The organism is Chitinophagaceae bacterium, assembly GCA_016699815.1.
Lineage (GTDB): Bacteria > Bacteroidota > Bacteroidia > Chitinophagales > Chitinophagaceae > Ferruginibacter.
The window spans coordinates 709838-724063 of sequence record CP065012.1; the positions used below are offsets into that span (position 1 = coordinate 709838).

Annotated in this window: 6 protein-coding genes; 4 read left to right on the plus strand and 2 right to left on the minus strand. The window is 37.6% G+C overall.

The window, feature by feature from the left end:
• Positions 1–28: 28 nt before the first annotated feature.
• Positions 29–1465: a chromosomal replication initiator protein DnaA gene (gene dnaA / locus IPO46_03210; protein ID QQS63621.1), complete on the minus strand. Its 1437-nt coding sequence runs from the start codon at positions 1463–1465 to the stop codon at positions 29–31.
• Positions 1466–1971: 506 nt separating this feature from the next.
• Between dnaA and IPO46_03215 the strand changes: the two genes are divergently transcribed.
• From IPO46_03215 to IPO46_03225, 3 genes are all read left to right on the plus strand, one after another.
• Positions 1972–2361: a DUF3127 domain-containing protein gene (locus IPO46_03215; protein ID QQS63622.1), complete on the plus strand. Its 390-nt coding sequence runs from the start codon at positions 1972–1974 to the stop codon at positions 2359–2361.
• A gap of 142 nt (positions 2362–2503) precedes the next feature.
• Positions 2504–4081, plus strand: a complete 1578-nt coding sequence (locus IPO46_03220; GenBank protein ID QQS63623.1) for an FAD-dependent oxidoreductase — start codon at positions 2504–2506, stop codon at positions 4079–4081.
• A 149-nt stretch (positions 4082–4230) separates the two neighbouring features.
• A complete protein-coding gene (locus IPO46_03225) occupies positions 4231–7080 on the plus strand; it encodes a T9SS type A sorting domain-containing protein (GenBank protein QQS63624.1) in 2850 nt (949 codons plus the stop codon).
• 76 nt (positions 7081–7156) lie between these two features.
• On the opposite strand, the gene IPO46_03230 is transcribed toward IPO46_03225, so the two are convergent.
• Positions 7157–7879, minus strand: coding sequence for a DUF4476 domain-containing protein (locus tag IPO46_03230; protein QQS63625.1), 723 nt, complete (start codon positions 7877–7879; stop codon positions 7157–7159).
• Between the two features lie 210 nt (positions 7880–8089).
• Between IPO46_03230 and IPO46_03235 the strand changes: the two genes are divergently transcribed.
• Positions 8090–14191 (plus strand): alpha-2-macroglobulin, encoded by a 6102-nt coding sequence (locus tag IPO46_03235; GenBank protein ID QQS63626.1) that lies wholly within the window; start codon positions 8090–8092, stop codon positions 14189–14191.
• Positions 14192–14226 lie beyond the last annotated feature (35 nt).

The window sequence follows — 14226 nt, forward strand, 5'->3', positions numbered from 1 at the left end:
CGGTTGATAAAATTTACTTTTATGAAATTTACATAGCTGCTAATTGTACCTTTTGCTGTAATTCCAATACACTTTCTTTAAATAAAGTGTCGGTATCCATTAAATCTTTTACAGTTTGGCAACTATGAATTACTGTAGTATGGTCCCTTCCGCCAAAATGTTCGCCAATGGTTTTTAACGAGTTTTTGGTAAATGCTTTAGATAAGTACATCGTAATTTGCCTTGCCTGTACAATCTCTCTTTTTCGTGTTTTTTGCAACAACTTATCGTAGGGCACGCCAAAATATTCGCATACCATTTTTTGTATTGCATCAATAGTAATTTCTTTACTTGACGACTTCACAAAGTTGCGTAATACTTTTTTTGCCAATTCGAGATCTATTTCCCTTTTATTAAGCGAAGATTGTGCCAATAATGATATCAATGCACCTTCCAACTCCCGTACATTACTATTAATATTATAGGCTATGTATTTAACCACTTCTTTGGGCATATCAAAGCCATCCTGCTTCATTTTAGTTTCCAGAATTTCTATTTTGGTTTCGTAATCGGGGCTTTGCAGGTCGGCGCTCAATCCCCATCGAAAACGGCTTAATAAACGTTCCTGCACACCTTCCAGGTCTTTGGGGGATTTATCGCTGGTTAAAACCAGTTGTTTACCGCTTTGGTGCAAATGGTTGAAAATGGAGAAAAAAGCATCCTGCGATTTTTCTGCCCGGTTAAAAAACTGGATATCATCAATGATTAAAATATCTATCAACTGGTAAAAATGAATAAAATCATTTATTGCATTGTTCTTACTGTGATCTATAAACTGGTTGATAAATTTTTCTGAACTTACATAAAGCACCACTTTATTAGGATGAAGCCTTTTTATTTCGTTACCTATTGCCTGGGCAAGATGCGTTTTACCCAAACCTACGCCGCCATAAACCACCAAAGGGTTAAAGGAAGTGGCGCCGGGCTTTTCTGCAACAGTTTTACCTGCCCTTCGGGCAACCCTGTTACAATCGCCTTCTATAAACGATTCGAATATATAAGCACCATTAAGCTGCGAATCTATTTGCACCTTTTTTAATCCCGGAATTACAAATGGGTTGGTTACTTTATGATTGTTGATTGCCAAAGGAAAATCCATTTCATTATTAGGATATTGCCTGTAGCCATGGCCGGGCACATCCATAGTGAGTGGTTTATTTTTGCTGTTGCCACTATCTACCATTATCCTGTACTCCAATCTTGCTTCTTTACCTAATTCCCTTTTTAGTGTTTTAGCTAATAGCGATACATAGTGTTCTTCAAGATATTCATAAAAAAACTGGCTGGGCACCTGTATAGTTAAAACTTTTTCTTTTAACGCTACCGGCTTAATGGGTTCAAACCATGTTTTAAAATGTTGCCATTCTACAATATCCTTTATTATCTCCAAGCAATTAGACCAAATTTTATCAAACGCTTTCTCCATTACAATTAATGTAATTTATATATTGAGTTATTATTTTTTTTCTTCCGGTGGTTCTCTGCTAAAAATGTACTGATACAGGAAAAATTTTCGGCAGGACAGCGAATATCAAAATAAATTGTTGAAAAAAAAATTTTAATTTCCTTTGATTTCTCCCATTATTACCCGTACCCTCATAATTAAGCATTTTTATACTTAATTCCTCTCCATGGAAACCTAATATGGAAACGCCTCTTAGCTTATTATTGCCGGCAAAATAATACAGCCCGGAAAAAAATATCATTCTACAAAAAAAATTAGGAATACTACTTATTTTGGCTAACTTTAAAATTACAATGCTCCCAACTTTTCCACATTCTTTTTTAAATAAAGTAAGATGGGATGGGCATAAAAAACTAAAGTAATGATAAGTACATATTGTAACTTTGAAAAGGCTTTAATTTGCCTTATATTAAAATAAAGGTACCCTTCTTAAAAAGATACCTGCAAAATTTTTAAAATCATTTTATATGAGTTACGAATTAACGGGGAAATTGGTGGCTAAATTTGATGCCGTACAAAAAACTGAAACATTTAAAACCCGGGAATTTGCCGTGGAAAAAACCGATGAATTTAATGGACGTACAGCGGTAAATTATGTAAAGTTTCAGTGCGTGCAGGATAGAACAGCCATTATTGATAAAGTAAATATTGGAGATGACATAAAAGTATATTTCAATATTAAAGGTTCCAAATGGGAAAGAGACGGTAAAACAAATTATATCACCAACCTTGACGCATGGCGGATAGAACAAATTTTACCAACGGGCAACAAATCACAAACGGATAGTGAATATATGGAGCCGCTGGATACTTTTACTGCCACAAACCAGGATGCAGTAGACGACCTTCCCTTTTAAAAGGAATTTAAACGGATAAACCTATAATAATTTTCTTTTTTACGAATTTTAGAATAACTATCTAACCTCGTAGCAAATTTCAATTTTTGGATTTCCTTTTTCAAAAATTGTCAGTGGCAACGGGTTGCAACCTACACAACCAATGCAACAAAAACTTTCTATTAAACTTTTACCTTCACAAGCGGCAAATGAGCTCTGTATAAAGCAAGCTATTTTTGATGTTTTGCCTGTAAATCAATCTGCTTTAAGCGGTTATTGCATCCATAAAAAATCTATTGATGCCCGTGGCAAAAAAGTTTTTATCAATATTTCGCTTACGGCATATATTAATGAACCACCCCAACGGCTTTCCCATTTTAAGCCACAATTCAAAATACCCGGCCCCGATGCTAAAAAAGTAATTATTATTGGTGCCGGGCCTGCCGGCATATTTGCCGCTTTAAAATTGCTGGAAGCGGGTATTAAGCCCATTATTATTGAAAGGGGAAAAGATGTAAGAAACCGTAGAAGAGACCTTGCAAAACTGAATAAAGAAGGAATATTGAATACCGAAAGTAATTACTGCTTTGGCGAAGGTGGTGCAGGAACTTACAGCGATGGCAAATTATTTACCCGAAGCAGCAAAAGGGGCGATATTCAAAGGATATTACAGTTGTTTGTTCATTTTGGTGCACCCGAAAATATTTTATTTGAAGCTCATCCACATATTGGCACCAACAAACTCCCGGGTATTATTACTGCACTAAGGGAATGCATCATTATCAATGGAGGTGAAATATTATTTGAAAAAAAATTAATTGATTTTAATACCTCCGGCAATACGATTATCAGTGCCGGCACATCTGATGGCGGTTTAATATTGGCTGATGCTTTTATTTTAGCCACCGGCCACTCCGCAAGGGATATTTTTTTGCTGCTCCAGCAAAAAAAATGGCTTATTGAAGCCAAGCCTTTTGCCCTTGGCGTACGTATTGAACATCCTCAAATATTAATTGACAGTATCCAATATCATTGCGCAGTAAGGGATAAATACCTGCCGCCGGCTTCCTATTCCATGGTGCAACAGGTAAATAATAATGGGGTATTTTCTTTTTGCATGTGCCCGGGTGGCATAATTGCCCCGGCATCTACAGCCCAAAATGAACTAGTGGTAAATGGATGGAGCCCATCTAAAAGAAATAACCCTTTTGCCAATAGCGGAATGGTAGCAGAAGTAAATGATAATACATTAATGCAGGATAAATATTATAAGGATGCCGTAAACAATAATGATCCTTTGCGTTTTATGCATTTTCAGCAAATGCTGGAACAGGAATGCTTTAAAGCAGGATCTGGTAAATTTGTTGCCCCGGCTCAAAGAATGCAGGACTTTGTTCAAAAGAAAATTTCACCGTCGCTTCCCCAAAATTCTTATTTACCGGGAGTCAATAGTTCAGCCATTCATGAAATCCTACCCGCAATTTTATCCAATGCACTTAGCGGGGCCTTTCAATCATTTGGAAAAAAAATGAAGGGTTATTTAACCAACGAAGCAATTTTAGTTGCCACAGAAAGCCGTACAAGCAGCCCGGTTCGTATTCCAAGAAACAAGGAAAATTTACAGCACCCGCAAATTAACAATTTATATCCCTGTGGAGAAGGCGCTGGCTATGCCGGCGGTATTGTAAGCGCTGCAATGGATGGCGAAAGAGTAGCAATGGCTATAGCAGCCTGCATTTAACAGCCGGCATTCTTTCAAAAAAAATCAATTTTACCTTAAATTAATTATCAACAAATCTATTGGGTTTGTCCACATTTTATATAACTTTGATAGCTCCCCACCTATATAAACGATCCTGTAATTAGTTTTTATTACTTTAAATTAATTGTATGAAGAAACTCTACAAGCTCCTGCTGTTGTTTTTTTTATTGATTTCATTTTTTGCCAATGCACAAAATAATTGTGCCATTAGTGTCCCAATCACATCCATACCGTATATCAGCGGTACATTAACCACATGCGGTACGGTTAATGATTATCCCGAGGGAAGTTATTTTTCATCTTTTTACGGAGATGGGGAAGATTATGTTTTCAGTATGTTTGTAAACAACGCACCCGTAAGTTACCAATTTACTTTAGGAGGTTCTGCAGAATGGAAAATCTTGTCGGTACATACCTCCTGCCCTCCTACATCTGCCAATGCAATTGGGGGTGTATTTACCAATGAATCGGGATTTGGACAAACGGTAGTAAATTTTCCCAGCAATGGCCTTTATTTTATTTTTGTGGATACCTGGCCACCGCCGGATTGCGGCGAATTTACTTTAAGCGTTACCACACCGCCACCAGCGCCTGCAAATGATAATTGCGCAACTGCCACTACGGTTAACTGCGGCATTACTTATGCAGGTACAACATTATCTGCTACTGACGATGTATTGCCAACCGGTGTTCTTGATTGTGGCGTTGATTTAACAACTGGCATTTATCATGGCGTATGGTTTAAATATACACCTACAGTAAGCGGGCAATCTACTTTTTCTGCCTGCGGCTCTACTTATGATACTTACATAAGAGTTTACTCAGGTGCAGATTGCGCTTCTATTAACCAGTGCGAAGCATCAGACGATGATGGTTGCGGTACTTTTTCAGGTCCTTCATCCATTGATGTAACTGTAACAGCTGGAACAACCTATTACGTTTTGCTTGGGGGCTATGGCCCTTCCAGTTCGGGTGATTACAGCTTATCGGTTTCCTGCCCTACAGCATGTGTAAGGCCTTCGAATGTATTTGCACAAAATCCTACATCAAGCACTGTTGATGTAAGCTGGGATGGAACCGGAACTTTTATTTTAGAATATGGTCCTCCGGGCTTTACGCCGGGTACAGGATCCGCAGCAGGTGTTGGTGGCACGGTTATTAATCCTGCAACTTCTGTACAAACCATTACCGGGCTTGCAACCAGCACATCTTATGATGTATATATCCGCCAGGATTGCAGCGGTACAGGCAGCGGTTTTAGCCTTAACTCTGATGTGGCATTTTTTACCACACTTGGCCCTCCGCCGGCAAATGATAATTGCGCAGGCGCAACGGTGGTAACATGCGGAACGCTTTATACAGGAAGCACAGTAAATGCTACTAATGACGTTTTACCAGCCGTAAGTTGTGGTGGTATTGACAATACTGCAGACGGATTTTATAAAGCTGTTTGGTTTAGATACACCGCAGCAACAAGTGGGGAAGTATCCATTTCTACCTGTGCACAATCTGATTATGACAACTACCTTAGGGTTTATACAGGCACAAGTTGTGGTACAATTACATCTTGTGTTGGTTATGATAATAGTGGTTGCGGATTTATGTTTGGTCCAGCGGCGATGCTACTTAATGTAACAGCAGGCACAACTTACTATATACTTTTGGGCGGATACGATAATTCTGTATTTAGCTATGGAAATTATTCTTTACAAATTACCTGCCCAAGTACATGTAACATTCCTACAAATGTTACGGTGGCAAATGTTACTGCAAATACAGCAAATATTTCCTGGAGTGGTTCAGGCAATTTTGTTTTGGAATATGGTCCTCCGGGGTTTACTCCGGGAACAGGCGCTACAGCAGGAGTTGGTGGTACGGTTATTAATCCTGCGGTTTCTGCTCAGGCAATTAGCGGTTTAACTGCTACTACAATATACTCTGTATATGTAAGAAAAAATTGTACTGGTACAGGCAATGGCTATAGTGCAAATTCTTTAGTGATGAATTTTCAAACTTTGGCAGATGCGCCTTCAAACGATGAATGCACCGGCGCAATAACCATTGGACCAACCGCTATTAGCAGTACAAATGTTGGCGGTACGCAAACAATGCCGGCGGTAAATTGTGGCGGCTTTACTTCGCCCAATGCTAATGATGTATGGTATCAGTTTACTACATCATCCAATGGCGGTGCATCTATTTTAGTTGAAAATACCACGTTCCCCGGCCTGGATATTGTTGTACAGGCATTTTCCGGAACTTGTGGCGCACTGGTTCCAATAGACTGTGCAGATGCAACCGTAACCGGCGATAATGAAGTACTTAACCTCACCGGTTTACTGGCAAACCAAACTTATTATGTAAGGGTTTATGGTTATAACAGCAGCTCTGCTCCATTCAACATAAGTGTTTCTGGTGCAGCATTGCCCATAACCATCCAATATATTAAGGGTTCAAAACTTTCTAAAACTTCAAACCTCATTAACTGGAAAATAAATTGTACCAGTGGTGAAGCCAATATGGTTTTAGAACGCAGTACAGATGGCAGGAGGTTTGAGCCCATCTATAATATTACTGCTGATTATATTCGCTGCCAGCAACCTTTCGATTATACGGATAATAGCCCGGTTACCGGAATTAATTATTACCGCTTAAGAACAATAGATGCTGATGGCGACAGAAATTACAGTACAATTATTACCCTTTTAAATAACGATAAGGCTTTTGAAATGGCAAGGTTGGTTCCCAACCCGGTTGAAACAAATGCCACTATTGAAATGGTAAGTACAGTAAGATCAAAGCTGATCATAAAAATTACTGATGTTGCCGGTAAAATTATCCTTACCCAATCGCAGGTTTTAAACACAGGTTCAAATACATTAATGCTAAAACTGGCTCATTTACCTGCAGGCACATACTTTATTAATACCCTTAGTGAAGATGGCACAAAACAAACTTTGCGTTTTGTAAAGCAATAATTTGGTGTTGTTTCAAAATATAAGCCGGCTCATTTTGAGCCGGCTTTTTATTACCAGTTTAAATGTAAAAAATAATTTAATCTTTATATTCTCTTATAAATTTTGCCAGGGCTTCTTTACTGCTGCTGTAAGTAAATGTATCGTAAAGCAGGAAATAATTATTCCTGTCGGTAGTAAAAGGATACGCATATTTAGCAAGGGCTAATTTATTGTCTTCAAACGAAAAAACTTCCAGTAATTGTTTCACCTGGTTTGTACTCACCCAATTTGCCGCAATTGCCTGCTGGGCCATGGTTAGCTTGCTATTATCAAATGATTCATTTTGTAATGAAGTCTTTAATTGGTTAAATACCTGCTGGTCCATTTCACGGTGCTGGTTGCTCCAGTTATTGTCATCATCTTCATCAGGAAACTGGTCATTGTAATAGTTATTATCCAACACTGCTTCATCCATAAATACTTTTCCAAAACGGTTAATCATTAAATCAAGCTGGTAACCCCTGGAAAGGTAAACGGATTTTTGAAAAACAATTTTGTAACGGCTCAAAGAAGACCATCTGCCGTTATTCCGTTTCCTGTCTTCCTTGTAAATTTTTACAGAGTGGTAGCCTGCTGCAAGGTTGTTTATGGCAACATCATCATTTCTGCCATTCATATTATATTGCCTGCCATCAACCTGAACTTTAATTTGCTCATTACTGCCGTTAGTTATGGTAAGTTTGGTGCGGCCATTCCTGTTTTGAGCTGAAATTGATAAAAAACACAGGGTAAACAGTAAAAGGGTAAAAATTTGTTTCATTGTTGTAGATTTTAAGGTGAAATAAAGCTGATACTACTTTTAGGATTGGTAAAAATGTTCTTAGTTTACTTGGCAATCATTAATAAAAAGTTAAACCCATAATTTAATGGAATACTTATGCAATATATAGAATTCAACATCTATACACTATAAAACAATAAAATTTATTACCTTGTTTATCCTGATAATATGGAAACAATACAATTGAAAATGAAAAAATTTTTAACCTGCATCCTGGTTTCGTCCAGTATGTTATTTTCTATTACCCTTATGGCACAAACGAATAATTACACAGCTGAATGGAAGAAAATAGATCAACTTATACAAAAAGGTTTACCCAAAAGCGCATTAGCAGGCATAAACAAAATTATGCAATCGGCTTTAGCCGGCAAAAATCAGCCACAGCAGGTAAAAGCAGCCATTTATTTAATACTTTGCCGCAGTTATTTTGAAGAAACTTATTTAGAGAAGAGTATTTACACCCTCGATACTTTAATAAGCAAAACCAGCGCACCTGCAAAAAATATTTTGCAAACCATACAGGCTGGCATGTATTGGAATTATAAAAAAATTAACCGTTATAAACTATACAGCCGCACTGCACTGGTTGATGAAAACAGTAAGGATATCAGTACTTGGAGCCTTCAAAAATTAAACCTGCAAATAAATGCATTATATACAGCATCGTTAAAAAATGATGATTTACTTAAAAACACTTCTTTACAAAACTTTGAAGCCATTTTACAAAAAGGCACAAACACAAGGCAACTCCGGCCTACTTTATATGATTTACTGGCACACAGGGCGCTCAATTATTATATGGATGAGGAAAACGATGTAACTGACCCTTCCTATAAATTCATCATTAACGATGAAAAAGCATTTTCGCCTGCGGACCAGTTTGTAACCACCGTTTTTTCCTCAAAAGACAGTAGTTCCCAATATTTACAGGCCCTTCATTTACTGCAAAACATACTAAAATTTCACCTTGCAGATATAAATACAGAAGCGCTTTTAGATGCCGATTTAATAAGGCTCAATTTTGTAAACCAGCAAGGTATATTTAACAGTAAAAGCCAATTGTATGAAAATGCACTGCTGGCTGTTGAAAAAAATTATTCAACCCTTCCTGCTACAGCACAAGCCATGTATTTGCGGGCCCTTATTTATAAAAACAAAGGAAATGATTACAACCCTTTAACGGATACGACAAACCGGTTTGAAATAAAAAAGGCAAAAGAAATTTGTGAAGTTGCCATAACCAAATATCCCAACTCAGATGGCGCCATTAATTGCAGCAACCTCCTTTCTCAAATCAACGCCCCTTCACTGCAAATGAGCGCAGAAAAAGTGAATGTGCCCAATATGCCTTTTCGCATACTTGTACAATTTAAAAATATTGAAAAAATATATTTGCGTGCCATAAAAACCAGCCGACAGGAACTTAAAAAAATTCATAGTTACAACGATTACAGTAAGCAATGGAGCGAAATTGCCGCTAAAAAACCAGAAAAAGAATGGATAGTTAATTTACCGCAAACCAACGATTTTCAAAACCACAGTTTAGAAATTAAAGCAAATTCATTAAATGAAGGAACGTACATAATACTTGCCTCTGTGGAACCAAATTTTAAAACTGTTAACAATTACATGGCAAAGCAAATTGTTTTTATCAGCAACATTAGCTATGTAACCAATAATAAGTCTCAACTGTATGTGTTGAACAGAAGTTCTGGAATGCCCATAGCCAATGCTACGGTACAAACCTGGCAACAAAACTACAATTACAACAGCCGCAGCTATGTAGATTTAAAAAAAGAAAAATACACAACAGATAAAAACGGGTTTGTACAACTGGTAAATAAAGATGAAGATTATAATTCCGAGCTGTATCAAATAACCCACGAAAAAGATGAATTATTTACCGATGATTACTATTATGAAAGACATAATAGTGTTTATCCCGAAGGACAATACCACCGTACATTCTTTTTTGCAGACAGGAGCATCTACCGGCCAGGGCAAACAGTATTTTTTAAAGGTATTGCCTTAAGCACCAATCAAAAAACAAGAAAAAGTGAAATAGCAGCAGGATATAAAACAACAGTACAACTATTAAATGCAAACGCAAAAAAAATTACATCGCTCCAATCTACCGCAAATGATTACGGTTCTTTTAACGGTAGTTTTAAACTGCCGGAAGGATTGCTAAATGGAATTTTTTATTTAAAAGACTCAGTTAATAATGGCATGCTTGCATTTAGTGTGGAAGAATATAAACGGCCCAAATTTTCAGTAGAAATTATAAAGCCTGCTGGAACCTACCGTGTAAACGACAGCATTAAGGTTACCGGTAATGCAAAAGGCTATGCTGGAAATAATATAGATGGCGCACTGGTAAAATACCGTGTGGTACGCATGGTGCAATACCCATATTGGTGGGGTTACAGGGGAAAAATATGGCCGCCCCATGGCAACAATAACCAAGTGGAAATTAGCAATGGCACTACACAAACAGGTGCCGATGGAAATTTTAGTATTAAATTTTTGGCCATTCCCGATGAAACCGCCGACAAAAAAAATCAACCCGTTTTTACCTACCAGGTAATTGCCAATGTAACCGATATTAACGGAGAAACAAGAAGTGCAGAAACAAATATTGACGTAAGCTACCAGGCGCTGCAACTCAAAATTGCTTCTGCTGAAAAAATACCTGCAGACAGCATCAACAGTATTTTAATAACCAGTAAAAACAGCAATGGTATTTTTGAAAAAACGGCCGTAAAAGTTACGTTACAAAAATTAAGCGCACCCAATCGCATTTCCCGTAACCGTTACTGGCACCAGCCCGACCTTTTTATAATGTCAAAAGAAGAATACTACCAAAATTTTCCTTATGATGTTTATGCCAATGAAGACCAGGCAGGCACATGGCCTGTAAATGAAACCATTACTGAAAAAACAGACAGTACAAAGGAAAATGGGAAATACAGTTTTTCCCAAAAACCTTTAGCCGCAGGATGGTATAAAATATCAGCAATTACAAAAGATAAATACGGGGAACAAGTAAACGCAGAAAGATTGGTATACCTTTTTGCAAAAGACAACACAATTAAGGATCCCGTTATGGCCGAAGCAAATGAGAAAGCCTTACCCGGAGAAAAAACAAACTTTACTTTAAAAACCGGATTTGATAAAATATGGTCCATAGTTTCTATAAGCAGAAACGAAAACAGTACCACTACCCAATACGCATTTGTAACCGGCAACAAACCTTTAAATACCGAACTTACGATTACCGAAAATGACCGTGGCGGTATTAATATTGCCTATGTATTTGTAAAAAACAACCGGGTATATTCAGGTAGCAATACCATTCAAATACCCTGGAGCAATAAAAAACTACATATCCGTTATGAAACTTTTAGGGAAAAATTATTGCCGGGCAGCGAAGAAAAATGGAAAATAAAAATTAGCGGCGAAAAAGCCGATAAGGTTGCTGCCGAAGCGCTCATCAGCATGTACGATGCATCGCTTGACCAGTTTAAACCTCATTCATGGAATTCTTTAATAAACCTTTGGCCTTTACTTAATAATTATAGCAGCTTTACCTCAAGGAATTTTATGCTTCTCAATTCTACTGAGTTTAATAACGTATCTGTAAAATACCTACAGGAGAAAGAAAAATTTTATGATGTATTACTGGATAAAGGCTTGCTCTTTAATGAATTTCAGCCAAAGCAAAAAAATACTGTCGGCTTTTCTACGTTGAATAACGCTGAAATTAATGAAGGAAATATTGCTATGGCTGCTCCTACAGAAATAGAAGAAGGCGATGCAGACAATCCCAAACACATGAAACTTCCTAAACAAAAAAGAGAAGCTTCAGGCATAGCAGAAATACTATCAGACAGTATTTCAGATAGGCAAGTTAATAACCCCCAAAACAACAATTTTACTTTTCGTAAAAACTTTAATGAAACCGCCCTCTTTTTACCGGATTTAAAAACAGATGCAGAAGGCACGATTGAATTTTCATTTACCATGCCCGAAGCGCTTACAAGCTGGAAAATGATGGCCCTGGCTTATGATAAAAACCTGGCCAGCGTGTACGATGAAAAAACCATAATCACCCAAAAACCATTGATGGTACAACCCTTTGCGCCACGCTTTATGAGAGAAGGAGACCAAATGGAATTTAGCGCAAAAATTGTAAACCTCAGTGATAAAGAAATTACCGGCACATCTCAATTGCAACTGCTGGATGCAGCAACCAACCAACCGGTTGACGGATGGTTTAAAAACGTTTTTCCCAACCAGTATTTTACAGTTGCAGCCGGCAAAAGTGTATTGGTAAAATTTCCCATGGAAATACCTTACCAATTCAACAGCGCAATGGTTTACCGCATAAAAGCCATTGCAAAAGACGGATCGTTTTCTGATGGTGAAGAAATGGCATTACCTGTATTAACCAACCGAACACTGGTTACCGAATCGTTGCCCTTAAATCTGCGTAATACGAGCAATAAAAATTTTACGTTTAGCAAACTGCTCAATGCCAATGTAAGTGGCACGCTTACCCATCAATCACTTACGGTTGAATTTACCAGCAACCCGGCATGGTATGCCATTCAATCCTTACCCTACTTAATGGAATATCCATACGAATGTGCGGAGCAAACTTTTAACCGCTATTATGCCAATAGTTTAGCTGCATTTATTGCCGGCAGTATGCCAAAAATAAAAGCTGTTTTTGAAAAATGGAAAACAATTGATACCGCTGCTATATTGGGTAATCTTCAAAAAAATGAAGAATTAAAATTGGTATTGCTGCAAGAAACACCCTGGGTATTGCAGGCGCAAAATGAAAATGAGCAAAAGAAAAATATTGCCCTTCTTTTTGATTTGGTTCGCCTGGCCAATGAAAAAAATAATACACTTAAAAAAATTGCCGAAGCGCAAACATCCAACGGTGGTTTTAGCTGGTTTAAAGGCGGACCTGATGACCGGTATATCACCCAATACATCCTTACCGGCATTGGTCATTTACGCAAGCTTAATGCCATTTCAAAAGATGATTACAGTAGCCTCACCCCTATTGTGGAAAAGGCGTTGAAATATCTTGATGCAAGAATAAAAGAAGATTATATATACCTAATAAAACATAAAATAAAATTGAGTCAGAACAACCTTTCTGGTTATGCCATTCAATATTTGTACATGCGTAGTTTTTTTCCGGAATATCCCATTAGCTCTTCTTTGCAAAAAGCAGATAATTACTACCGCAGTCAATCCAAAAAATATTGGACCGGTTTTGGGAAATATTACCAGGGAATGATAGCGCTATCACTTTTTCGCAATAGTGATGAAATTACCGCAAAAAAAATAATTAACTCCTTAAAAGAAAATGCCATTGAGAGCGAAGAAATGGGCATGTATTGGAAAGATTTTACAAAACGAGGATACTATTGGTACCAGTCGCCAATTGAGAGCCATTCTCTTTTAATTGAAGCTTTTTCGGATATTGATAAAAACCTACAAACAGTTGATAATTTAAAAACATGGCTTTTAAAAAACAAACAAACCAACAGTTGGGAAAGCACCAAAGCCACTGCCGAAGCATGTTACGCACTATTACTCAAGGGCAGCAACTGGCTTAGCGAAGATAAAAATGTAACTATTCAACTGGGAAATTTATCGCTTAGTACTGCAGATGATAAAGTTGAAGCAGGAACAGGTTATTTTAAACAAACAATTGCCGGAAATAAAGTACAACAGGGCATGGGCAATATAATAGTAACTGTAAAGCCGCAATCTACAGCTACAAGCTGGGGCGCTGTGTATTGGCAATATTTTGAAGACCTGGATAAAATAACAACCGCCCAAACGCCTTTGAAACTGGTAAAAAAATTATTTGTAGAAAAAAATTCTGCCTCCGGGCCAGTATTGCAGGTAATAAATGAAGGCGACGAATTAAAAGTAGGCGATAAAGTTGTGGTGCGTATAGAATTGTATGCAGACAGAGAAATGGAGTATGTACACATGAAAGATATGCGTGCCGCCTGCATGGAACCGGTAAATGTGCTCAGCAGTTATAAATGGCAGGGCGGATTGGGTTATTACGAAAGCACAAAAGATGCCAGCACCAATTTTTTCTTTCCATATTTACCCAAAGGCAATTTTGTATTTGAATACCCAATGTATGTAACCCATGCCGGTAATTTTAGCAATGGCATCACCAGTATTCAATGTATGTATGCGCCGGAATTTAGCAGCCATAGCGAAGGAATAAGGGTAAATGCAATCCCTTAAAAAAATAAATTTTTATTTGGCAGTACCAATAATAA